The sequence below is a fragment of the Xaviernesmea oryzae genome, from assembly GCF_900109605.1.
Taxonomy (GTDB): Bacteria; Pseudomonadota; Alphaproteobacteria; order Rhizobiales; family Rhizobiaceae; genus Xaviernesmea; species Xaviernesmea oryzae.
The window spans coordinates 320577-342134 of sequence record NZ_FOAM01000005.1; the positions used below are offsets into that span (position 1 = coordinate 320577).

Consider the following 21558-nt stretch of genomic DNA (forward strand, 5'->3'; position numbering starts at 1 on the left):
CCCACACCCTCCGCTTCTGACCGCAGTCTCCTGCGGCGCGACCAGCCATGAATAAGGTCATCGCCATGTCCAGCTTACAGATTTCGAACGCCGCCAAGGCCTATGGTGCGGTCCCAATCCTTGATAACATCAACCTCGATATCGCCAGCGGCGAGTTCGTCGTCTTCGTCGGGCCGTCGGGCTGCGGAAAATCCACGCTGCTGCGCATGATCTCGGGGCTCGAAGACATCACAGCTGGCGAGATGCGCCTGGATGATCGCGTCATCAACCATGTCGATCCTGCCAAGCGGGGCATCGCCATGGTGTTTCAATCCTATGCCCTTTATCCGCACCTGACCGTGTTCGAGAACATGGCCTTCAGCCTGACCATGGCGCGCGCGCCCATGGCCGAACGCAAGGAAAAGGTCGAGCGCGCCGCCGAAATCCTGCGGCTCACGCATCTGCTGGATCGGCGGCCGGCCCAGCTTTCCGGCGGGCAGAAACAGCGCGTGGCCATCGGCAGGGCGATCGTGCGCCAGCCAAAGGTCTTCCTCTTCGACGAGCCCTTGTCCAACCTCGATGCCGAGCTGCGGGTGCAGATGCGCGCCGAGCTGATCCAGCTGCATCAGCGCCTGCGCGCAACCATGATCTACGTCACGCACGATCAGGTCGAAGCGATGACGCTCGCCGACAAGATCGTCGTGCTGAACGGCGGCCGGATCCAGCAGGTCGGCCGCCCCCTCGATCTCTATGACGATCCGGACAACAAGTTCGTGGCCGGTTTCATCGGCACGCCGACGATGAACTTCCTGTCTGCGCGGGTGAAGGACGTGGCGGCCGACCACATCGTGGTGTCAGGCCTTGGCGGCGATACCGCAGCCGCCGGCCTTGTCATTCCTTTTGCCGGCTTCGATCCCTCGATCCGCGAGATCCAGCTCGGCATCCGGCCAGAGCATGCGACGATCGCCATCGACCCTGCCTCGGCCGAGGGCCTGGCAGCAAAGGTGACCCTCGTGGAGGAACTCGGCGATCTCACCTCGGTCCACACGGTTCTTGCCAATGGCGAGCGGCTGGTGGCGCAGAACCATGGCCGCCGCCACAGCGGGGCCATCGAAACGGTCGTCCGCATCGCCGCCGACAAGGCGCTGGTCTTCGATATGGCGGGGCAGCGCCTGCGGCCGGCCAAGGCGTAAGCGCAGCCGCGCACGCCTCTCATCATACGAATGACGTCTGGAGAAGAACCATGAACGGCATCACCGTCGGGATCGATATCGGTGGTACGAAAACCCATCTGCGCGCCTATGATGCAGATGGCCATGCCGAGGATCTGGTCGTGCCGAGCGCGGATTGGCGCCGGCGCGACTGGGTGGAGGACGCACGCGCGCTGACGGCCTTCGCCGAACGGATGGCCGACGGACGACCGGTTCTCACCATCGCCGTCGGCGCCCATGGCTGTGACAACCAGGCGGAATGCGACGCGCTGGAGGCGGGCTTCCGCGCCGTCACCGCCATCCCGGTCAAGGTCGTGAACGACGCCGAACTGATCCCGGCCTCCATCGGTCAGATCAATGGCATCGGCGTCGTCGCCGGCACCGGCTCCATCGCGGTGACCCGGAACGCGGATGGGCGCATGCTCGTCGCCGGCGGCTGGGGCTGGGTGATCGGGGATGAGGGCAGCGCGGCGGGCTTGATGCGCGAAGCAGGCCGGGCCGTGAGTCTTTATCTGGATTGCGGCGGCGCGCTGGACGAGCCCTTGGTCAAGGCCCTGTTCACCGCACTCGACATCGACAATCCCGCCCGCATCGGCAGCCAGATCGCTAGTGCCGGCGGCGCGGCGGCGCTCGGTGCCCATGCACCGATCATCTTTGCCGCCGCCTCGGCCGGCTCGACGATCGCGCAGACGGTGATTGCCGAAGGCGCCGGCGCGCTGGTCGATCTCGTCGCGCGGCTGAAGCAACTCGGTGCGGAGGCGACAGCCGTCGTCGCGGGGGGTGGCGTCATCGTGGCCCAGCCAGCTCTTGCCCAGGCCTTCGTCGAGGCCATGAACGCACGCTTCAACGGCGCGCTGTCGGTCGCCATCTATCCTGGCCCACCCGTGGAAGGCGCCTGCAACATCGCCAAGGCTTTTCTTGCCGCACAGACGGCCGAAATCTCCGGATCGCTCGGGCGCACGGCCTAGCATGATCCCCTCAAAATGATGCGGATCGGCATTTCCTATTTCAGATCAGATGTTTGGAGCGGCACGCCCGTCGCAGAGGCCGTGTGATGCTCCAGGCTTCGGATATGTGCGCATCCCCGCCCCCGCACGATCAATCAGGGGGATGCCGCCACTCCAGCAATTCAGGGCGCCGATCTCAGCCATGCGCCCTGCCCAGGGCCGGCCATTTAGCCGGCATTTCAACCGAAAGGACGCCCCCGTGAGCTATCGAGCCACCATTGCCCGCCAACCGGATTCGCTGCGTGACAGCATTGCCGCCGCCAGCGCCGATCTAGCACAGATCGACGTCTCGCCCATGTCCTCCGGCCTGATCGGCGTCACCGGGATCGGTGCGAGCTTTGCCGCAGCGACCGTCGTTGCCGGTGAGTTCCAACGGATCGGCAAGCGCGCCCAGGCCATTCGCGCGGTCGATTTGATGCAGGGCGGCAACTTTGCCGACAGCATCATCGCCATGTCCGCTGGCGGCCGTAGCATCGAGCCGGTCACGGCAATCAAGGCGCATGCGGAATGCGTCTCCTTCGGCATCACCAAGGAGGGCAACAATCCCCTGTCGGCGGCCGTCAACGCGCATATCCACTTTGCCAGCGGCTCGGATGCCACGCCGTCCAGCACCGGCTATACTGGAACGCTGGTGGCCGCAGGCCTGCTGGCCGACAAGGTCGCTGGCAGCCCGTCGGTGGACTGGTCCGCGCTGCCGGATCTGGCGGCCGATGTTCTGAAGCTGGCCGGCGCGCGGATGGATGCGCTCGCCGCGATCTTCAAGGACCGCCGCGCCATCGACTGCGTCGGTGCAGGCTCTTCCTTCGGCACCGCCGATGGGGCCTCGTTGCTCATCCGTGAAGCCGCCCGCATTCCGGCCGGCCCGTCCGACACGCTGCATTACCTGCATGGGCCCATGGAGCCGATGGATGCGACGACCGGTGTGGTGATCATCGGCGACACCAGGGAGATCAAACTGGCGCAGGACATGGCCGCCATCGGCAGCGGTGTTCTCTTGATTACAGCGGAAGACGTGCCGGACGCGCAGAACCTCGTCGTCATCAAGGTACCAGCCCAGTCGAGCCGGATCGCCCGCGCCATCCTCGACATCCTTCCGGCGCAGCTGCTTGCAGCTACCCTGTCAGATGCCGCCGGCCTGACAGACACCAAGTTCCGCTACCGCCAGACGGACACCAAGATCGCGGCCGCGTAATCGCACGATCTTGACCGGACAGACAGAAAGGGAGGCGGCCCATGCGGCTGCCTCTTTTGTTTTGCGAGACCGGGAAAGAGGATGTGCGATCAGGCGTCGATCAGCGCCGACTGCGCATGGGCTGCCGCCAGTTTGCCGATGCCCAGCAAAGTCGCATCCGCGCCGAGCGTGCTGGTCTCGATTTCGGTCGCATAACTCAGCCGGCCGACCTCCTCCCGAACATAGGGAAGGAGCACGGGGAGGCTGCCGACCCCGCCGCCCAGCACGACGAAGCCCGGATCGATGACTGCCACGCAGGCGGCAATCAGCCGTCCGACATCCTGCCCATGCCGTTTGACGTGAACGAGCGCGGCTGGATCGCCCTCACCGGCACGGCGGAAGAGATCGATGCTGTCGCGCGGCGGATCGTGATCGGGCCAGTCCGCACGAACACGCGCCATCAGCGCATCGGCGCCGATATAATCCTCCAGCGTTTCAGGCTGAGGCACGTCGCTTGCGCTCCAGGGAAAGGGCAGATGCCCAAGTTCGCCGGCCGCACCATTCTGCCCGCGCACGACCTCACCGCCGAGAACTGTGCCCATGCCGATTTTCAAGCCGACCTGGATGAAGGAAAAATCTCGCCGGCCGGCCGCCGCACCGTAATTATGTTCGGCGATCGCGGCGCAATTGACGTTGTTTTCCAGGATCAGGGGCACGCCTGAGGGCGGGGTGAAAGCGCCGAACATCCAGGTCTCCTGACCAGGCGCCACCATGCGCGACTGGCCGGTGACGCGCGCCGGCACGGCCACGCCAATGGCACGCAGCGGGCCCCAGTCAGGAACGCAGGAGGCCAGCGACTGCGCCACCGCGTCATCCACCTTGCGGCTGATCTCCGCGCTCATATGCCTTTGGCCCGATGACAGCGCATAGGTCCCCGTCAACAGCACCCGCCCGTCCAGATAGGCGACGCGATAGCGGATCACCGTGGAACCGGCATCGATGGCGATGGTGTGACCAGCACCCTTGCCGATCCGGTAGATCGACGCCGTTCGGCCGGTATGGCCCTGCGCCTGACCGACGACTTCGACATAATCCAACCGGCTCAATTCGGTCATCGCCGCCGACAATGTCGGGCGCGACAGGCCGAGATCCTGGCAAAGTTGCGGACGCGTGGCCTGGCCGACAGCAAGCAGGCGTTTGAACACCGCGCGTGCGCTGGAGGTGAAGCTGGCCGGTAGGGCCGACGTGGCGAGGGAGGCAAGGGACAAAGCACGGGCTTTCATGGGTCAGGAGCGGTTTTTTACAGGAGGCCATACCGCTTGGTAAAGCTGCAAAACAAACGTCCGGCTCATGAAGAGTGATCTTATCTTGAGAAGGTGCTGCGCCCACGAACGTGCCCCGCTGGGCTGGCGGATCTCAAATCCAGCCGAGCCAGGCGAACCAGAGATAATCCAGGGGCGCGAGCAGCAGCAGGGTGATGACCGCGAGAAGCAGGGCCAGGCGGATGCCGTCGCGTGGCGGGACCTTCGCCATGCCCATGGCCACGACGATGGGCGACGCCTGATAGGGCAGCAGCGGGGTGGCATAGCCGATCACCTGGATCATCAGCGTGGCACCCAGCGAAAAACCGGTCGAGGTGGAAAGGCGTTCCGCCAGGGGCGTATAGAGAGCGGGAACGCCGTTGGCGGTGACGACGAAATTCAGCGCCGTGACCAAAGAGAGCAGTGCGGCGAAGTTGCCCCCCGGCCGCGCCGGATCGAGCGGCAGAAGGCCCACCACACTCGCCCCGATCATCGACCCCAGGCCGGACTGCGAGACGAAGGCAGCAAGCCCGAGGATGCCGGCGATATAGAGACAGGTTCTCAGATTGACGCCGGATGCAAATTCGTCGCCGTTCAGGAACCCCACTTTCGGCAGGAGGCAGAAACAGGCTGCGGCAAGGCCGATCCAGGCCGGCGAGATGCCATGCAGCGTGTCGCTCATCCAGAGGCCGAGGGTGACAGCGAGCAGGGCCACCAGCCGCCATTCCGCCTGCGTCATGGGCGCCTGGGCGAGCGCTGTTGCGGGCAGACGTGGTCTGGCGGGAAACAGCCAGCAAATGCAGAGCGCCAGCGCCAGTCCCTTGAGGATGCCGAGCACCGGCGCATGAAGCGCCAGATAGGCGAGATAGGACAGGCGAACGCCATAGGCGCTATCCGCGGCCCCGGCCATGATAAGGTTCGGCACATTGGCCGGCAGGATGCTGGCGGAGAGTTGGAAAGTGCCGAATCCTACGGCCAGCGCCAGGCCGATACGGCCTCGATCCGTGACGGCAAGGCCGCCCTGCTCGGCTAACGCCATGACGATCGGCATCAGCAGGGCGATGCGTCCCATGTTCGAGGGCATGACGAAGGCCAGCGCATAGGTCAGCAGAACCACGCCAGCGACCATGCGCCACCAGGAGCCCGCCAGATGCCCAGCCAGCAGCGCGGCGACCCGATCGGCAAGCCCCACCTTCCGGATCGCGGCGCCAAGGACGAAGCCGCTCAGGATCAGCCAGAAGGCAGCTGAGGAAAAGCCAGAAAACAGAATGTCAGGGGGAACGAGATGCAGAATGGCCGCCGCTGTGAAGAACAGCAGCGCAACCAGATATTCCGGCAGCAAGGCCGTAGCCCAGAGCCCGATGGTGGCGGCGACGAGGATCGCCGAAAGTATCAGGCTGCTATCCATATCGCACTCCCTTCCCTTTTCTTTTCTCAAGGGTAAAGGCGAAAGCCGCTGGACTGAATGCGTATCTTCGGATGGAATGCTTCGGAAAACGCGAAGGATCGCCGATGCGCCCCGATCTCGACGATCTCCGTCTTTACCGGCACATTGCGGAAGCAGGCAGCATCACGGCAGGGGCGGCGCGCGCGCATATCGCGCTGGCGGCGGCGAGCACGCGCCTGCGCGACATCGAGCTGGCAGTCGGAACACAGCTGATGGCGCGCAGCCGCCAGGGCATTACGCTGACGCCGGCCGGTCATGCCCTGCTGGCGCATGCACAGGATCTTCTGGCGCAGGCCGAGCGCATGCAGGAAGACCTCGCTTCTTATGCAGACCGGGCGGGCGGCCATGTCCGGCTCCTGTGCAACACCAATGCCCTGACGGAATTTCTGCCCGAGGTGCTCGGCCGGTTTCTGACCGCCTATCCCGGCACGACGATCGATCTTCAGGAGCGGCTGAGCGACGAGATCGTCCGGATGGTCGCGCGCGGCCTCGCGGATATCGGCATCGTCGCCGGCACGGTCGAGACAGGCGCGCTGCGGGTCATTCCGTTCCGCTCGGACCGGTTCGTGATCGTCGCGCCGAAGGGTGATCCGCTTGGCGACAGGGAAAGCATTGCCTTTGCCGACGTGCTGGACCGCGATCTCGTTGGCCTGGAGCAGACCAGCGCGCTGCAGCGGTTTCTGGCCGGCAGAGCCGAGCGCGACGGCCGCCGTCTGCGCTTGCGCGTTCAACTGCGCAGTTTCGATGCGGTCTGCCTTCTGGTGGAAGCCGGGGTCGGCGTCGGCATCGTTCCGGAGACAACCGCACATCGGGCCGCACGAATCATGGCGCTGACGATCATTCCGCTGCAGGACAGCTGGGCGCGGCGCGACCTGCAGCTATGCCTGCGGGCACAGGGCGACATGTCGCCAAGCCTGCGCCGCCTGATCGACTGCCTGGTATAGGCTGGCGCAACTGCCTGTCCGACACCGAGCATGATGATCCCACATCCTCCGAGACAGAGATCGACAGGGCGCTCTGCGACCCGAGAGAGACGGGACCGCATGCACCCGTGAGGGCGCATGCGGTTTGTTGGAGGATCAGCGAACGCCGCCGCTGACGGCAATTTCCTCGCCTGTTACCCAGCGCGCATCGTCGGAGGCCAGGAAAGCGACCACATCGGCAATGTCATCCGGCTGGCCGGCGCGGCCAAGCGGCGTCTGCGCCACCATGCCGGACTCCATCTCTGAGCCAGCGATGCCGGCCGTGTGCGTGCCTTCGGTCACGACGAAACCCGGGCTGACGGTGTTGACCCGGATGCGGCGGGGCCCCAGCTCCTTGGCAAGCACGCCGGTGATCGCAGTGACGGCGCCTTTGGTGCCGCTATAGACTGCGGTCGATGGCGGATGGATGCTGGTGACCACAGAGGAAATGTTGATGATGCTGCCGCCCTCCTTCAGGTGCTTCGACGCGGCCTTGGTCGTCAGGAGAACACCCAGTACATTGACGTCGAAGTGACGGCGATAATCCTCCTCGGTCACGTCCTCGATCGCCGCGAAGCCATAGACGCCTGAGTTGTTGACCAGCACGTCGAGCCCGCCGAAAGTCTTGATCGCTGTGTCGATCAAGGCATTGGCCTCCGCCCCCTTGGACACATCGCCCTGAACGGCGATGGCCTCGCCGCCGGCAGATGTGATGGCGCTAACCACAGCCTGCGCGCCCTCGGCACTCGACGCATAGTTGACAACGACCTTGGCCCCATCCCTGGCCAGCGCTTTTGCGATGGCCGCGCCTATGCCCTTCGACGCGCCCGTGACGATCGCGACCTTGCCCTCAAGTTTCGACATATTCCTGAACCTTTGCGATGGGCCGGCGCCAAGAGGGCGCCTCTAGTCCCATAGTTCAGAACATCGGAACTAGTGAAGTCGAGTTCAAGATCCTATATGGATAAATCATGCGACCTTTTTTTCACCCCGCGACCGAAGACTTGCGCCCCGACGCGATCCTCCATGCCCTGGCGGATCCCGATCGCGCGGCCATTTTTACCCGGATCGCCACCCAAGGCTGTGTCGGCTCCTGCGCGACCCTGGCCGCGCTCGGTGACAGGATCATCCCGAAATCGTCGCTATCGGCCCATTTCAAGGTTCTGCGCGAAGCGGGCCTGATCCGCAGCGAGCGCCAGGGTGTTGAAATGCGCAATCACGCCCGCTGCGCCGATGTGGAGATGCGCTTTCCGGGCCTGCTGACGGCGATCCTGAATGCCTATACCAGCGGCCCGATGCCCGGGCCGCGTTCCTAAGATCCAGTGGGCGTCGGAATGGACAAGCCACCGGTGCGTCGCGATCTTCGGCATACTCCTTTCCGCCGGCGATCTTGACCGCCGGCTTGGGTCGTGGAGACAGGAGACGGTCGGGCCATGGGCGAAGAGATGCCGATCGCCCCGTCCCATCGCCCTGCGCGCCGTCATCCTCACGCAGCACGAACGAGCTCGGCCGCGACATCCCGATAAGCGTGCAGCGGGCGGCCGAGAAGCGTCGTCAGCCTTTCGACATCGCCTGCCTTCGGCACCATGCCGTCGCTGACATAGCGCTCGGCCATCAGCCGCATTTCATAGGCTGTCCATTTCGGCATGAAGCGCGCCATCGCCTGCTCAAACCCGCTTGGATCATCGCCGCCATAGACGATCGGACGGCCCAGGAGGTCGGACCAGATCCGGGCGACTTCGGGGCCTGTCAGCGTGTCCGGACCGACGATGTTGATCGTGTCGAGCGGCAGCTTGCCGGCAGCCTCGTCGCGGCGGATCAGCTCGATGGCTGCGACCTCGGCAATGTCGCGGGCATCCACCATGGCGATACCCTTGCTGCCGAGCGGCATGGGGTAGACACCATGATCGATGACCGTATCCTTGATCATCACCTCATTGTCGATGAAGTAGGTGGGACGCAGGATAGTGGCGCTGAACCCCATCTCGGCCAGCATGCGCTCTGCGCCGAACTTCACCGCGAAGTGCGGCACATTCACCGCCTGGTCGGCTTCGAAGACCGAGAGATAGACGACGCGCTCCACGCCAGCTTCGCGGGCCACATTCAGCGCGATGATTGCCTGGGTAAATTCATCGCCAGTGACGGCGTTGAGAAGGAACAGCGTGCGTACGCCGTCGAAGGCGCGGCGGAGCGCGTCGATATCCAGCAGATCGCCCTGCACCACCTCAACTCCGGCGGCAACGTCGACCTTGGAGGGATCGCGGGTCAGCACGCGCACGGCCGCGCCACGCTGGACGAGCTGCTGGACGAGATGGCGGCCGACACGGCCGGTGGCACCGGTTACGAGAATGGTCATTGTGGTTTCTCCTGGGTTGCGTCTTGTTGACACCACCAAGATAGTGATCCAAGAATTCTGCGATAGACGGCGATTTTGGACACATCGTCTCACAGGTGGAACAGATGGACCTGCTCGCGCTTGCCGATTTCAATCTGGTTGCCCGCCATGGCGGCTTCGGCAAGGCCGCGCGCGCCTCAGGCCGTCCCAAAGCGACGCTGTCACGCCGGGTGGCGGAGCTGGAGGAAAGCCTGGAGCTTCGCCTGTTCGAGCGCGGCGGCCGGCTGCTGAAGCTGACACAGGAAGGCCGGGCTTTGTTCGAGCGGACGAGCGCATTGCTGACGGAACTGGACGAAACGGCGAGGGCGATCGCCTCTGGCGGCCATCGTCCTCGCGGCCGGCTGCGCATCAGCGCCCCGCTTTTGTTTTCGCAGACCGTGATGGGCCGGCTGGCAGCAGGGTTCATCCTGGCCTTTCCGGAAGTCCAGCTTGAGATCACCACGGACGACCGCGCCGTCGACATGGTCGAGGAAGCCTATGACCTCGTCATCCGCGTCAATCCAGTGGCCGACGAAAGCCTTGTTGGCCGCGCATTCCTGCAGGACCGGCTGGTGGTCGTCGCCAGCCCCAGCCTTGCCCTTCCTGAAGCCGGGATTGCCGTGCCTGCGGTCGTCAGGGGCGCGATCACCGAGGCGGAATCCTGGGAGATCGCAAGGCCTGAGGGGCCAGTGCGCCTGGCAGTCAAGCCGGTGCTCAGCCTCTCGTCCTTTACGATGGTGCGCGATGCCGCACGCAGGGGCGTCGGGGCGGCGCGCCTACCGCTCTCGCTTGCCAGCGCCGATATCGCTGCGGGTACGCTGATCAGCTGGGGCGAGGTAAAGGGATTCGAGACGGCGCTCTGGGCGCTCTACCCCTCACGACGATTGCTCAATGCACGCGTCCTGGCCTTTTTGGACTATCTGAAGGCCACCTTTCCAAAAGGGACGCCGGAAGAGCTTGCCGCCTATATGGGGAACGACGCGGCCCGTATGACGGCTCGATGAGGTGTCGCGTGTAAGCAGCTTAAGGTGCTCTGCCGCATCGCCCCATCGGTCTTGTGTCCAGGCTGGTGCATCGAGGCTCATCATAGCCTACAGCTGTGCAAGGCGCGGGGAAGATGCTTGATTTCCGTCCGCAGTCATTTACGTTGACGTTAACGTCATTTCACCAGGAGAACGGACATGAACGACCTTGTGACCCGCGTGAGCGAAAATGTGGGCATTGCGCCAGATAAGGCGGAAAAGGCCATCGGCATGATGCTCGGCTTCCTCCAGCGGGAAGCGGCCGACGGTCCCGTTGCCCGCATGATCGAAGCCACGCCCGGCGCGACCGAGCTGGTCGCGCGCTTCAACGGCGAGGGCACCGGCGAAGGCTCCGGTGGCCTGCTTGGCAAGGTGATGGGCGCCTTCGGCGGCGGCGGGGTCATGGCGCTTGGTCAGCAATTGATGTCCCAGGGTCTCGGCATGGGCGAAATCACCGCGCTTGCCAAGGAAGTCATCGCCTTCGGCAAGGAACATGCCGGAGAGGAAACGGTGGACGAGGTGATCGATTCCATTCCCGGCCTGCGCCAGTTCGTCTGACCCACAGCGCGACGGATCGCTGACCGATCTCGTCCGAAATTAGAAGGATCACTCCCAACGCTCAGGCGACTGCCCACGGTTGCTCTCAGGGGATCTCCTTCTAGCGAGACGTCATCCTCGGACCTGTCCCGAGGATCGGCGCCGCCAAAGGAATCGACGAAGTGCACAGGCTCGGAACATAGCCGGGCACAACGAAACGAGGCCCTGCGTTTCAGCCATCGACCGGAAATCTTTTGAGAGAACCCGATGCATCCGAAGGGGGCACCGGGTTCCCATGAAGGATGCGTCTGCTGCTCGCCCTCAGGCGGCCCTGTCCCAGGCAGGAGCAAGGCCGTTGGGATTGACGATGCGCCCATCGGCCTTGGCGAGCCCATGGATCGCCGCCATCTCATCCTCCGTCAGCGTGAAGTCGAAAATCTCGAAATTCTCCTTCAGCCTTGACGCGGTTGAGGTCTTGGAGAGCGCGATGACGCTGAGCTGCTGAGTGAGCCAGCGCAACGTCACCTGTGCGGCGGTCTTGCCGTGGCGCGCGCCGATATCGTTCAGCAGCGGATCTTTCGGCACCCGGCCGTCGGCCATGGCGTAATAGGCCGTGATCGACATGCCCAAGCGATGTGCGGCATCGAGCACCGGTGTCTGGTCGAGATAGGGATGATACTCGACCTGATTGGTCACGATTGGCGCCTGCGATGCCTTGACCGCTTCTTCCATCTGGTGACGGTTGAAATTGCTGACGCCGATATGGCGCACTTTACCGGCCTGCCGCACCTTGTTCAGCCCTTCCACCGCCTCGGCAATCGGCGTCGGGCTACCCGGCCAATGCAGAAGCAAGAGATCGACATGATCGGTCTTGAGCTTGCGCAGGCTTTCCTCGACGGAGGCTTCCAGCTCACCCCGTCCAAATCGATCGACCCAAACCTTGGTGGTGAGAAAAACCTCATCGCGCGCGATGCCGGACTGCTGGATCGCCGCGCCGACTGCTTCCTCGTTCTTGTAGATCTGGGCCGTGTCCACATGGCGAAAGCCCAGCCGCAGCGCCTGCGGCAGGATATCGAGCACTTCGGCATCCGGCATGCGGAACGTGCCGAAGCCGAGCGCCGGGATTTCGGCGCCATGCGCCTTGACGGTGATCATTCACACTCTCCTTTGCGTATTGCGCGCCGCCTTCAGCGGCCCGCGTGGACAGGATCACGGCTCATCTCTTGCTGCCGGAGGCGACGCGGGATCGGCCCATGCCCTGCCCGTCCGGCTTTTGCCGTGATCCCCGCTACATCCGAGCCTTGGATCGGTATCGATCCGGACGACGAGGATGCAGCGACTTGAAATCCTATCGGCCTTTTTGTCGTGGGCGATCCAAGGATCGTCACGGGTTTTCCGAGCGGCAACGACCGGCCAAAACCACAGAGTGCATGGGGACACAAACAATGCCCTGCATCGTCCCCTTGATCGCTGATTCGGCAGATCTTGCGCTTGCAACTCCGTCCGCGCGGTCCGGGCTCTGGATCGACGCCGGTCTTGCTCGCCGTGTTTCCGGAGGAGGAACTGGCGCAGCACGCCTATGCGTCAAGGCAAGCGGCCAGATCCTGCCTCAGAACGATACCTTCAAAGACGCAGCCGCCTGATCAGGCATGCATCTCCAGGCTTTTCAGGCTCGGCAGAATCAGGTCTGGCGCATGATCGGGATATTCGTCGGCTTGGGCCTCGCGGTTGATCCAAACCGTGCGGAAGCCGAAGCAAGCCGCCCCGGCGACATCCCAGCGATTGGCCGACTGGAAGGACACAGCTTCGGGATAGAGGCGGTAGCCGGTCGTCACCATCTCATAAAGCGCTGGGTCGGTCTTGTAGCGGCATACCGCATCGGCCGAAAAGACGTCATCGATCAGCATGTCCAGTCCGGCGCGCTTGACCGCCGCGTCCAGCATGGCGCGGGTGCCATTGGACAAAAGCGCGATGCGGCCGCCGCGCGCCTTCAGCGCATGCAGCACGCTCGGCACTTCGTCATAGCAGTCGATGGTCCAGTAACTGTCCAACAGGGTAACCCGCGCCTCCCGAGGCACGCTCGGAAAGGTCGCCAGCGCATGATCCAGGGCACGCTCGGTCAGCGTCCAGAAATCACGCCAGTCGCCCATGAGGGCGTGGGTCCAAGAATATTCCAGCTGCTTGCGCCGCCAGAGCGCCGACAGCGCCGCCGCATCCGGCCCCAGCGCCGAGGCGTGGGCGCGCGCGGCGGCATGCACATCGAACAACGTGCCATAGGCATCGAAGACATAGACCGAAGGCGTCATGGTTCCTCCCGAACGCCTGCGCCCTCTCCCGCCGCGGCAGCATCATGCATCCAATCGACACAGTGCTTTCAGTCTGACGCATCAGTCATCAGATCCTGTCCGAAGAATGGCGCGGCAAACAGCGGGAGCGAACGCATCATATATTGGGGATATAGGCGCACTCTCGCATCGCACAATGGCCGTGCGACGCAAAAGATCAGGAGTTTGCTGGCGGTGATAGAATGCCGCGTCTGGCCTTATCGCATTCTTGGAGATGAAGGCTTCGCGCGCAAACAGGCTAGCCGCTCAGCCTCGAACGGCCGGTGCTAGGCCACTGTACGGCATGATCGCAGACGCATGATCCGAGGCCACTCGGTCGGACCCTCAGCCCTTTGCGGGCTTCCAGACCTTGGCCGGGAAACGCAGAGCCTGGCGCGCCAGCTTGCCTTTCAGGCTGAGATGCGCATCGCAGAGGGTGACGACATGGCGGTTCGGCTTGGCTTCCGGGCGCAGCATGTGGAGATTGGCAGCGGCAGCCTCCGGCTCCATGTAGCGTCCGAGAATACCGAGCGCCAAAGCCGGAGCGCGACCGAGGCCGCGCAAACAATGGACCAGCAGATGCGCATCGGCCGGCAGCCTGTCGATAAAAGCGAAGGCCTGATCGACCGCTTCGGCCGTTGCGGCATGCGGCTCTTCCTGATCGAGCGCATCGCTGAAGATCAGTTGCAGATGATTTTCGTCCGGCAGGTCGATCATTGACAAAAGCTTGGTGCCCGGCGCGCGGATGGAAATCAGATGGCTTGGCGCCCAGAGACGCCGATTATGCCGCGCTTCGGTCTGTGAGGCGACCATCATGCGGATTGGCCAGCCATTCGGGTGCCCGGGATTATCCGCCAAAATCGGCGTAAAAAACTCCTCGACCTGCTTCTCGGCCAAACGCGCCATCGGTCTTCCCCACTGATTCTCATGCCCCACCTCAGTTTATCGCGGGCTAAACATGAGGCAAGCTTGCGTTCATCATGCGCACTGCGAGACGCGCTGCAACCGACAAGCCTCTTTGCGGTGAAGCGCCTGTGACGGCCCGCAGTAGCCTGCCTCGTTTTGGCACAGCGTGGCGCCATGCATGCGGGGCTAGGCAAGCGAGGGTCGCCACGCTGCGTGCGACCGTGCTCTTATTCCACCGGCGGGATGGCCTTGAGATAGGCGGCGATGGCCGTGCGGTCTTCAGCCGGAAGGCGGGCGATGTTCTGCTGCACTTCCGCCATGCTGCCGCCCGCGCTGTCGAACTCGGGCGTGAAGCCGGTTTCGAGATAATTGGCGATGTCGGCGGCGCTCCAGCTGCCGATGGTCTTGGACGCCGGGGTGATGTTCGGCACCTGCCCCTCGCCTTCCGGGTTGGGCGCACCGGCCAGCCAGCGGCCGGAGACGAAGCCGCCGAGGCTATTGCGCGGAGTATGGCATTCGCCGCAATGGCCGGGGCCCTCGACCAGATACTGCCCGCGCAGCACAGCTGCATCGGCATTGGCAAGCGCAACACGGGGCGCGTCGCTGAAAAACAGCAGCTTCCAGCCGCCCAGCGCGATCCGCAGATTGTAGGGGAAAGGCAGCTCATGCGGCGGCGCGACCGCCTCGCTTTTGGGCAGGGTCTTGAGATAGCCGAAGAGATCCGACACATCCTTCGGGGTCAGCCGGCTATAGGACCCATAGGGAAAGGACGGGTAGAGATGCTCGCCATTCCTGCCGACGCCGCGCGTCATCGCATCGCCGAACTCGGCTAGGGTCCAGGCGCCGATTCCGGCCTTTTCGTCAGGTGAGATATTGGGAACGTGGAATGTGCCGAAAGGGCTTGTGAGCGGCAGTCCGCCTGCAAGCACTAGCTTCGCCTCCCCCTGCGCGCCCGGCACCGCGTGACAGCTGACGCAACCGCCGGCCCAGAAGATGCGCTCGCCATTGGCGAGATCCGGTGCCGGAAGGCCCTGCCAATGGGCGGCCGCCTGACGCTCCGGCTTGGTCAGAAACCAGCCGAGCGCGCTGACAAAGGCAAGGACAAGAAGCAGGCTAATGCCGATACGACCCCGTCTGCGCCGCATGCGCGTCTCCCTCTCGAACCCGGTCCACCAACGCGGCGCGTCTAAGCCGTCCGCATTTTATCAAAACGTCGACGGAATGTTCGAAACATCCAACCTGCGTCATAAAGCCCGAAAGCCAATTCTGTTTCAACCGGTCCGCGAATTTCGGCAGGCGAACAGCCTGCCTCCGGCGGAAGGGGATGACGACGCGGCGTCGAGGTCGAGGGCACTCGAGAGAGTGCCTGAAGGAGAACTCGGATCAACCCAGCTCCGCTGCAGGATCGCCAACCTCCTCTAACTGGGTTTGGGTCCATGCCACTGCCCGGCCGCCGCGTCGCGGATGCGCGCTATTTCTTTACGCGGTAGCTCTGGTGACAGTCCGAACAGAGCGGGCCCAGCTGGCCGACGGCGGCGCCGACGGCGGCCTGGTCGGCAGGCAGCTGGGCCAGAAGCGTGTCGGCTTCCTTGGCGAGGTTCGCAGCCTTCGCCTTGAAGTCGTCCATATTGCTCCAGATCTTCGGGCTGGCTTCCGACTTTGCATCCGAGCCGGGCGGAAACTGATCGGGGAAGGCCTTGATGTTCTTGCTGATGGTTTCGAGCGAGGTCTTCACCACAGCCGCATCATAGGGCTTCTGGCCCTTGGCGATCGCGCCCAGCGCGCCGACCGAACCGCCGATCTGCTTCATCATGCCTTCGCGCACGTCCTGCGGCTCGGCCGCCGTGACCGCGCCGGCGGCAAAGCCGGCCAGTGCCAGCGACATTACAACGGTTTTCAGCTTCATGGGTCCTCTCCTTGGATCGACGCCCTATGGGCGGCATGTCTTTGACAACTTACGCATGATTGCATGTCGCTGCCGTGAAGGAAGTCACTTTTTGCGTGATCAAGATGATGCTCGCCGCCCAGCCGGCAACCTCGAAAAGGCTGCTGCGCAACGAAAAAAGCCCCGGCGCATCGGCCAGGGCTCTCATCATCGTCAATCCGGATCGGCTTAGGCCGAAGCCTTCTCGTAAAGCTCCAGCACGTAATCCCAGTTGATGAGATTATCGACGAAGGCTTCGAGATATTTCGGACGGGCGTTGCGGTAGTCGATGTAATAGGAATGTTCCCAGACATCGACGCCGAGGATCGGCGTGGCGCCATGCACCAGCGGGTTTTCGCCATTCGGGGTCTTGGAGATTTCAAGCTTGCCGTTCTTGACCGAAACCCAGGCCCAGCCCGAACCGAACTGACCGGCGCCGGCGGCGAGGAAATCGGTGCGGAACTTGTCGTAGCCGCCGAGATCGGAGGCGAAGGCCTGCTCCAGCTTGCCCGGCAGCTTGTTGCCGCCGCCGTCCTTCTTCAGCCAATGCCAGAAATGGATGTGGTTGTAATGCTGGCCGGCATTGTTGAAGAGCGGCTGGTTGGTGCCGTAGGACTTCTTGACGATCTCCTCAAGCGACAGATCGGCCAGGCCGGCTTCTTCTGCCAGCTTGTTGCCATTGGTGACGTAGGCCTGGTGGTGCTTGTCATGATGATATTCGAGCGTCTCGCGCGACATGTAGGGCGCAAGCGCATCGTAATCATAAGGCAGATTCGGAAGCTCGAAAGCCATGGTGGTTCTCCTTTTGGCATCGGTTTCGTCACGGAAAGCCGTCGCCGGGAACATAGGCAGAGGGCCGCCGGGTGGCAACAGCGGCCAATCCATAAAGCCTGAGCTTTGCAGAAAATTCTTGCGCGGGGGAAAACTTGACAGCGCCGAGGGTGTTGGCATCATAGCCAACATGAAGGCGGAGATGGTTCATCGCTCGAAAAGCGTTCTTTCGGATGGCGCGATCATCGAAATGGTGATCTGGCGCGTGCCGGAGCCTGTGGCCGGGAGCCTGCATTCGTTTAAATACAGACTCTTCTATGGCCGTGACGGGGTTCGCATCGTCGGCTTCGACAACGAGAGGCAGAAAGGCGACAATTGTCACCTCGATGGCGTTGAGACGACCTATCGCTTTACGAGCGTCGACCGGCTTGTTGACGATTTCCTCGCCCACGTAAAAAGGAGGCGGAAATGACCAAGGCATTGATCCGAATTGTGCGGGACGACGCCGAGGCGCTTGAGGACGCGGCTGCGCGCTTCAGGGAAGCCTGGGCAGGACGAGGCGACAGCCAGGTGGTCCTGACCTTTTCTTCGCCGACACAGCTCTTCGAGGTGCTCTCGCCGAAGCGCTGGCAGTTGATCGAAACTTTGCAGGCGACCGGACCTCAGTCCCTGCGGGCACTGGCACGTGCGCTGGGGCGCGACGTCAAGCGCGTGCATCAGGATGTTCATCAACTGATCGACTGGTCCTTGATCGCTCACGACGAGGCCGGCCGCGTCTTCGTCCCTTTTGAGGTCATCCATGCCGACTTCGATTTGCGGGCCGTCGCCTGACTTTTCGTTCGTCGCCTGTCGCCCGCGCGCAAGCGTGCGGAAATCGCCGTTGATCGAGACGAGTCAAAGATGAACCAGTCTCCAACCGGCATCACCGCTGTCTTCGACGCGGAGGTGCGCGTATGGGTTGCCACCAGCGAGGATCTTGATGGCTTGGCCGTGGAGGCTGACACCATGGAGGCGCTGGCGTGCAAGGTCGCGGCTGCCCTGGAGGATCTGATTGCCCTCAACGGCTTCGCACTTGAAAGCTGGCATCTCTGTCCGAAGGAAACCTTCTGATCCCCGGCCTTCATTTCGCCCGGATCTTAACCCTCTGTTAAGCGATCCCACCCCTGGAGATCGCAGATCCATGGCGCTTGGCGCTTCCCAAAGATTGCAGGACGGCGTCGAAGCCGTCGAAACCATGACGCGTTTCGCGCTGGCGGTTCTGGCGCTGGCCTCGGGCGTCTATACCTATCTCGGCGTGCGTTCGATCCTCGATGGCTCGGCAACCGCCGTGTTCTTCGCAGCGCTGATCTATTCCAGCGCCGTCTCGGTCGCCATCTATGCCTTCTGGAGCTATATGGCGCGGTTCTATCCGCATGTGACCGGCGCCACCGGGCGCGGGGCCATGCTCGGCGTGATGGCGCTCGGCTGCGCCATGATCATCGCCATGTCCAGCTGGCTGAATGCCGCCGCACTTGCCGGCTCCGCCGCGCTCGAACAGCATCTGGCCGAAACGCTGGAGGATTATACCGGCGATCTCGACAGGGCACATCAGAATGCGCTGGCCGCCCAGAGCCTGCTGCCGGATATCCAGCGCACGCAGGAGCGCTTCAACCGCCTGGCCGAGCAGGAACGCGCCACCGGCGCGCTGACCGGCACCACCGGGGCCGGCAGCGTCGTGCAGCTGTTGAGCCAGATGGCCGCGCAACTGAAGGAGCTGGAAACCGGCATCAATGCCTCGCGCGAGCGGGTCACCACCCTGTTCGACCAGGGCCGCAAGCATCTGGAGACCATGCGCGGACTGGTGTCTTCGCCTGGCGCCATCGACCCCCGGGCCGATCAGTTCGCGGCCGAAGCCGTGGCGCTGACCGGCGTCGTCACCTCGCTGGAGCAGACCTCGATCGCGCCGTCGGTCAAGCGCGCCGCCGACGATCTCTCGCTCGGCTTCATCGCGCCTGTGGCCGACGGGCAGGAGGCGAACCTTGCCGACCGGCAGGACAAGGTGATGGAAACGATCCGCACGTCCGTCGCCGCCCAGTCGAAGGTGCTCTCGAACGCGGCCGACGAGATCCTCGCCCGGCCTCCGGTGGCCGAGCGGCGCTTCGTGCCCCTGTCTTCGGCCGAAGCCGTGCTGCGCTATGCCGGGGATTTCATTCCGAGCTGGGCGGGGGCGATCTCGATCGATCTCCTGCCCGCCGTGCTGATCTTCATGCTGTCGATCGTCCACGCCGCTATTCGCCGGCAGGACGAGCGCCTGCCCTTTGCCGAACGGATCACCGCCGCCGAGCTGTTGAAGGCGCTGGAGGTGCAAAAGGCTGTGACGGCAGGCGGCGTCGATCTGGCGGCCATTGCCCGCGACAGCGAGGCTGCGGCCGAGGCCTCCGAGGATCGCTCGGCCACGGTGACCGCGCTCGACGTGGCGGCCAAGGCGTCGCGCAAGGGACCGCCGGCATGACGCTGACCGACGAGGCCATGCAGCGTCCGGCAGCGCAGGCCGGCGAGACGCCGGCCGGCCGGGCCGCAGAGCCGCGCCGCGATAAGATGAGCGAGGCCTGGCAGAGCGTGAAAGCCTATGCGCTGAAGGCGGATGACGGCACGCTGATGCGCCATGCCTTCCAGATCCTGCTGGCGGCCGCCCTGGTCTTCGTTGTCATCGACTTCCGGGAGATCAATGCCGCCAAGGCGCTTGCCCCCTTCGATCCACAGGCGCCCGGCGCCGCGCCGATCCTGCCGCCGGCCCTGACCGAGGGCGAGCCCGAGGCGCCGCCTTCGGAAATCACCACGGAAGCCGAGCAACTGAAGAATGCCATCCGCTTCGAGCTCCAACCCGGCGGTATTCTGCGCGCGCAGGGCGCAATCGATCCTGGCGCGGCCGAACGGTTCAGAACGGAAATCGAGGCGCGCGGCGAATATGTGAAGACCGTGCTACTCGACTCCCCCGGCGGCTCGGTTGGCGATGCGCTGGCCATGTCGAAGCTGATCCGCGAACGCCAGCTCGATACGAAGGTGGAAAAGGGCGCCCTCTGTGCCTCCTCCTGCCCGATCGTCTTTGCCGGGGGGGTGGAGCGGACGGCGGAAAAAGGCGCCGTCATCGGCGTCCACCAGATCTTCAACGGCTCGACCACGCGGCTCTCGCCCGAACAGGCCATGTCAGATGCCCAGCGCACCACGGCGGAGATCACCCGTCATCTGGAAGAGATGGGCATCAAGCCCGCGCTCTGGCGCCGCGCCATGGAAACCCCACCCGACCGCCTGTTCTATCTCAGCGCCCGCGAAATGGAGGCGGACGCGCTGACCACGCCGCCACCGCCGAAGCCGGTGGCTGCCAGCCGAGGCAAAACGGCGTCTCCCCAGTAAGGAGATAAGGCCGGCTCCAAATCTCCATCTTTCCGCTTCGGCTCGCCTTAAAAATCCGATGTGTCGCGCGCCCATTCCATGTAGAGGCTGCGCGCCTTTGCGGCGACGGGGCCTTCCGGCAGATCGCGGGCTTCGAGCCGGGTGACGGAGGCGACCTTAGCGTAATTGCCGGTGGTGAAGATCTCGTCGGCCGTGTCGAAATCGGCAGGGGTCAGGCTCGCTTCCACCACCTCGAAGCCCGCGCTTTTCAGCAGGCCGATGATGCGGGCGCGGGTGATGCCGGCCAGGAAGGTGCGGTTGGCGGCGGGCGTGAACACCACGCCGTCCTTAACCATGAAGACATTCGATGAGCCGGTTTCGGCGACATGGCCGAGCATGTCGCGCACCAGCGCATTGTCAAACCCGCGCGCGTGCGCCTCGCGCAGGATGCGGGCATTGTTGGGATAGAGGCAGCCGGCCTTGGCGCCTGTCGGCATGCATTCATTCGTCGGCCGGCGGAAGGGCGAGAGTGTCAGCGAGATGCCGCCGGCGCGCGCCGCCATCGGCGCTTCGAACAGGCATAGCGCGAAGCGGGTGGATTCGGGATCGACCGGCACCAGACCGGGCGCGCCATGCTCGCCCCAATACATCGGCTTGATATAGATCGCCGTCTTGCCGTCGAAGCGGCGCACACCCTCAAGAGCCAGCGCCTGCATCTCATCCGCCGCGATGGTCGGCTTGAGGTCCAGCGCCAGAGCAGACCGGTTCACCCGCTGGCAATGCAGATCGAGATCGGGCGAGATGCCATCGAACCAGCGTCCGCCGTCAAAGACGGTCGAGCCCAGCCACATGGCATGCGACGTCGGGCCGATGAGCTTGGGATTGCCCTCCAGCCATTCGCCATCGACGAAGGTCCAGGTGTTCGAGCGGGCGGCGGTATCGACGGCCATGATGGTCTCCTGCGAAGCGGCGATCGCCTCTCTTTAGGCAGGGAGCTCAACGAGAACAACCTTGAAGAGCCATGCATCACATCATGTCATGGCAGGCGCTCGCGCGATTGATCCATAACGAAAGGCCCTCTCGGCGCTGCATTTCAGCGCTGCGTTCTCTCGGTTCTGTCGGAAGCGGACAAGCGGGCCGGCGCGTCAGGCTTCTGCGCGGACCGGCCGCGCCGCCCTGCTCCGCAACAGCCGAACCAGCTGGAGAATAGCGCATCTGCCGGCCCTTGAGCGACCAAGGCCCGCCACAGC

23 protein-coding genes are annotated in these 21558 nt (G+C 64.0%); 12 read left to right on the plus strand and 11 right to left on the minus strand.

Annotated elements, in window-relative coordinates; genetic code table 11:
- Positions 1–65 precede the first annotated feature (65 nt).
- The 3 genes from BMX61_RS08560 to BMX61_RS08570 all read left to right on the plus strand — a co-directional run bounded on the left by BMX61_RS08560 (position 66) and on the right by BMX61_RS08570 (position 3389).
- Entirely contained in the window at positions 66–1172 is a 1107-nt protein-coding gene (locus tag BMX61_RS08560) for an ABC transporter ATP-binding protein (protein ID WP_075626382.1), read from the plus strand.
- Between the two features lie 50 nt (positions 1173–1222).
- Positions 1223–2158, plus strand: coding sequence for an N-acetylglucosamine kinase (locus BMX61_RS08565; protein WP_075626254.1), 936 nt, complete (start codon positions 1223–1225; stop codon positions 2156–2158).
- A 238-nt stretch (positions 2159–2396) separates the two neighbouring features.
- A complete protein-coding gene (locus tag BMX61_RS08570; protein WP_075626253.1) occupies positions 2397–3389 on the plus strand; it encodes an SIS domain-containing protein in 993 nt (330 codons plus the stop codon).
- A gap of 89 nt (positions 3390–3478) precedes the next feature.
- Here BMX61_RS08570 and BMX61_RS08575 read toward each other — a convergent pair whose 3' ends face one another.
- Together BMX61_RS08575 and BMX61_RS08580 are read right to left on the minus strand one after the other, a co-directional pair.
- On the minus strand, positions 3479–4636 hold the full coding sequence (locus BMX61_RS08575; RefSeq protein ID WP_234794631.1) for an ROK family transcriptional regulator: 1158 nt from the start codon (positions 4634–4636) through the stop codon (positions 3479–3481).
- Positions 4637–4784: 148 nt separating this feature from the next.
- Entirely contained in the window at positions 4785–6077 is a 1293-nt protein-coding gene (locus BMX61_RS08580) for an SLC13 family permease (protein WP_075626251.1), read from the minus strand.
- A gap of 104 nt (positions 6078–6181) precedes the next feature.
- Between BMX61_RS08580 and BMX61_RS08585 the strand changes: the two genes are divergently transcribed.
- Positions 6182–7060: a LysR substrate-binding domain-containing protein gene (locus BMX61_RS08585; RefSeq protein WP_075626250.1), complete on the plus strand. Its 879-nt coding sequence runs from the start codon at positions 6182–6184 to the stop codon at positions 7058–7060.
- Positions 7061–7195: 135 nt separating this feature from the next.
- Here the strand turns inward: BMX61_RS08585 and BMX61_RS08590 are convergent, their stop codons facing one another.
- Positions 7196–7942 (minus strand): glucose 1-dehydrogenase, encoded by a 747-nt coding sequence (locus tag BMX61_RS08590; protein WP_075626249.1) that lies wholly within the window; start codon positions 7940–7942, stop codon positions 7196–7198.
- A gap of 107 nt (positions 7943–8049) precedes the next feature.
- Between BMX61_RS08590 and BMX61_RS08595 the strand changes: the two genes are divergently transcribed.
- On the plus strand, positions 8050–8394 hold the full coding sequence (locus tag BMX61_RS08595) for an ArsR/SmtB family transcription factor (RefSeq protein WP_075626248.1): 345 nt from the start codon (positions 8050–8052) through the stop codon (positions 8392–8394).
- 170 nt (positions 8395–8564) lie between these two features.
- Here BMX61_RS08595 and BMX61_RS08600 read toward each other — a convergent pair whose 3' ends face one another.
- Entirely contained in the window at positions 8565–9434 is an 870-nt protein-coding gene (locus BMX61_RS08600) for an SDR family oxidoreductase (RefSeq protein WP_075626247.1), read from the minus strand.
- 104 nt (positions 9435–9538) lie between these two features.
- Here BMX61_RS08600 and BMX61_RS08605 point away from each other — a divergent pair, with 104 nt between their 5' ends.
- Positions 9539–10456 carry a LysR family transcriptional regulator gene (locus tag BMX61_RS08605; protein ID WP_075626246.1) on the plus strand — a complete coding sequence of 306 codons (918 nt, stop codon included), beginning with the start codon at positions 9539–9541 and terminating at the stop codon, positions 10454–10456.
- 177 nt (positions 10457–10633) lie between these two features.
- Positions 10634–11032, plus strand: a complete 399-nt coding sequence (locus BMX61_RS08610) for a DUF937 domain-containing protein (RefSeq protein WP_075626245.1) — start codon at positions 10634–10636, stop codon at positions 11030–11032.
- A 300-nt stretch (positions 11033–11332) separates the two neighbouring features.
- Here the strand turns inward: BMX61_RS08610 and BMX61_RS08615 are convergent, their stop codons facing one another.
- From BMX61_RS08615 to BMX61_RS08645, 6 genes are all read right to left on the minus strand, one after another.
- Positions 11333–12166: an aldo/keto reductase gene (locus BMX61_RS08615; protein ID WP_075626244.1), complete on the minus strand. Its 834-nt coding sequence runs from the start codon at positions 12164–12166 to the stop codon at positions 11333–11335.
- Between the two features lie 488 nt (positions 12167–12654).
- On the minus strand, positions 12655–13317 hold the full coding sequence (locus BMX61_RS08620) for a haloacid dehalogenase type II (RefSeq protein ID WP_075626243.1): 663 nt from the start codon (positions 13315–13317) through the stop codon (positions 12655–12657).
- Between the two features lie 363 nt (positions 13318–13680).
- Positions 13681–14241, minus strand: coding sequence for a phosphatase (locus tag BMX61_RS08625; RefSeq protein ID WP_075626242.1), 561 nt, complete (start codon positions 14239–14241; stop codon positions 13681–13683).
- A gap of 227 nt (positions 14242–14468) precedes the next feature.
- Positions 14469–15386 (minus strand): cytochrome c, encoded by a 918-nt coding sequence (locus tag BMX61_RS08630; protein ID WP_075626241.1) that lies wholly within the window; start codon positions 15384–15386, stop codon positions 14469–14471.
- Positions 15387–15712: 326 nt separating this feature from the next.
- Positions 15713–16147, minus strand: coding sequence for a c-type cytochrome (locus BMX61_RS08640; protein WP_075626239.1), 435 nt, complete (start codon positions 16145–16147; stop codon positions 15713–15715).
- A 207-nt stretch (positions 16148–16354) separates the two neighbouring features.
- Positions 16355–16957: a superoxide dismutase gene (locus BMX61_RS08645; protein ID WP_075626238.1), complete on the minus strand. Its 603-nt coding sequence runs from the start codon at positions 16955–16957 to the stop codon at positions 16355–16357.
- Here BMX61_RS08645 and BMX61_RS25025 point away from each other — a divergent pair.
- From BMX61_RS25025 to BMX61_RS08670, 5 genes are all read left to right on the plus strand, one after another.
- Positions 16956–17408: a toxin-antitoxin system TumE family protein gene (locus BMX61_RS25025; RefSeq protein ID WP_234794632.1), complete on the plus strand. Its 453-nt coding sequence runs from the start codon at positions 16956–16958 to the stop codon at positions 17406–17408. The genes BMX61_RS08645 and BMX61_RS25025 overlap by 2 nt on opposite strands.
- Positions 17405–17767, plus strand: coding sequence for an HVO_A0114 family putative DNA-binding protein (locus BMX61_RS08655; RefSeq protein WP_075626237.1), 363 nt, complete (start codon positions 17405–17407; stop codon positions 17765–17767). The genes BMX61_RS25025 and BMX61_RS08655 overlap by 4 nt, the downstream gene beginning before the upstream one ends.
- A 69-nt stretch (positions 17768–17836) precedes the next feature.
- Entirely contained in the window at positions 17837–18046 is a 210-nt protein-coding gene (locus tag BMX61_RS08660; protein ID WP_075626236.1) for a DUF1902 domain-containing protein, read from the plus strand.
- A gap of 70 nt (positions 18047–18116) precedes the next feature.
- Positions 18117–19427: a hypothetical protein gene (locus BMX61_RS08665; RefSeq protein WP_075626235.1), complete on the plus strand. Its 1311-nt coding sequence runs from the start codon at positions 18117–18119 to the stop codon at positions 19425–19427.
- 86 nt (positions 19428–19513) lie between these two features.
- Entirely contained in the window at positions 19514–20329 is an 816-nt protein-coding gene (locus BMX61_RS08670) for a COG3904 family protein (protein ID WP_075626380.1), read from the plus strand.
- A gap of 47 nt (positions 20330–20376) precedes the next feature.
- Here BMX61_RS08670 and BMX61_RS08675 read toward each other — a convergent pair whose 3' ends face one another.
- On the minus strand, positions 20377–21258 hold the full coding sequence (locus BMX61_RS08675; RefSeq protein WP_075626234.1) for a branched-chain amino acid aminotransferase: 882 nt from the start codon (positions 21256–21258) through the stop codon (positions 20377–20379).
- Positions 21259–21558 lie beyond the last annotated feature (300 nt).

Excerpts from the sequence above, each read along its gene's own strand:
- BMX61_RS08580 (WP_075626251.1), bottom strand. The coding sequence starts at position 6,077 with ATGGATAGCAGCCTGATACTTTCGGCGATCCTCGTCGCCGCCACCATC.
- BMX61_RS08625 (WP_075626242.1), bottom strand. The coding sequence starts at position 14,241 with ATGGCGCGTTTGGCCGAGAAGCAGGTCGAGGAGTTTTTTACGCCGATT.
- BMX61_RS08565 (WP_075626254.1), top strand. The coding sequence starts at position 1,223 with ATGAACGGCATCACCGTCGGGATCGATATCGGTGGTACGAAAACCCAT.
- BMX61_RS08585 (WP_075626250.1), top strand. The coding sequence starts at position 6,182 with ATGCGCCCCGATCTCGACGATCTCCGTCTTTACCGGCACATTGCGGAA.
- BMX61_RS08670 (WP_075626380.1), top strand. The coding sequence starts at position 19,514 with ATGAGCGAGGCCTGGCAGAGCGTGAAAGCCTATGCGCTGAAGGCGGAT.
- BMX61_RS25025 (WP_234794632.1), top strand. The coding sequence starts at position 16,956 with ATGGTGGTTCTCCTTTTGGCATCGGTTTCGTCACGGAAAGCCGTCGCC.
- BMX61_RS08590 (WP_075626249.1), bottom strand. The coding sequence starts at position 7,942 with ATGTCGAAACTTGAGGGCAAGGTCGCGATCGTCACGGGCGCGTCGAAG.
- BMX61_RS08640 (WP_075626239.1), bottom strand. The coding sequence starts at position 16,147 with ATGAAGCTGAAAACCGTTGTAATGTCGCTGGCACTGGCCGGCTTTGCC.
- BMX61_RS08560 (WP_075626382.1), top strand. The coding sequence starts at position 66 with ATGTCCAGCTTACAGATTTCGAACGCCGCCAAGGCCTATGGTGCGGTC.
- BMX61_RS08605 (WP_075626246.1), top strand. The coding sequence starts at position 9,539 with ATGGACCTGCTCGCGCTTGCCGATTTCAATCTGGTTGCCCGCCATGGC.
- BMX61_RS08655 (WP_075626237.1), top strand. The coding sequence starts at position 17,405 with ATGACCAAGGCATTGATCCGAATTGTGCGGGACGACGCCGAGGCGCTT.
- BMX61_RS08675 (WP_075626234.1), bottom strand. The coding sequence starts at position 21,258 with ATGGCCGTCGATACCGCCGCCCGCTCGAACACCTGGACCTTCGTCGAT.
- BMX61_RS08615 (WP_075626244.1), bottom strand. The coding sequence starts at position 12,166 with ATGATCACCGTCAAGGCGCATGGCGCCGAAATCCCGGCGCTCGGCTTC.
- BMX61_RS08620 (WP_075626243.1), bottom strand. The coding sequence starts at position 13,317 with ATGACGCCTTCGGTCTATGTCTTCGATGCCTATGGCACGTTGTTCGAT.
- BMX61_RS08595 (WP_075626248.1), top strand. The coding sequence starts at position 8,050 with ATGCGACCTTTTTTTCACCCCGCGACCGAAGACTTGCGCCCCGACGCG.
- BMX61_RS08660 (WP_075626236.1), top strand. The coding sequence starts at position 17,837 with ATGAACCAGTCTCCAACCGGCATCACCGCTGTCTTCGACGCGGAGGTG.
- BMX61_RS08630 (WP_075626241.1), bottom strand. The coding sequence starts at position 15,386 with ATGCGGCGCAGACGGGGTCGTATCGGCATTAGCCTGCTTCTTGTCCTT.
- BMX61_RS08600 (WP_075626247.1), bottom strand. The coding sequence starts at position 9,434 with ATGACCATTCTCGTAACCGGTGCCACCGGCCGTGTCGGCCGCCATCTC.
- BMX61_RS08610 (WP_075626245.1), top strand. The coding sequence starts at position 10,634 with ATGAACGACCTTGTGACCCGCGTGAGCGAAAATGTGGGCATTGCGCCA.
- BMX61_RS08645 (WP_075626238.1), bottom strand. The coding sequence starts at position 16,957 with ATGGCTTTCGAGCTTCCGAATCTGCCTTATGATTACGATGCGCTTGCG.
- BMX61_RS08665 (WP_075626235.1), top strand. The coding sequence starts at position 18,117 with ATGGCGCTTGGCGCTTCCCAAAGATTGCAGGACGGCGTCGAAGCCGTC.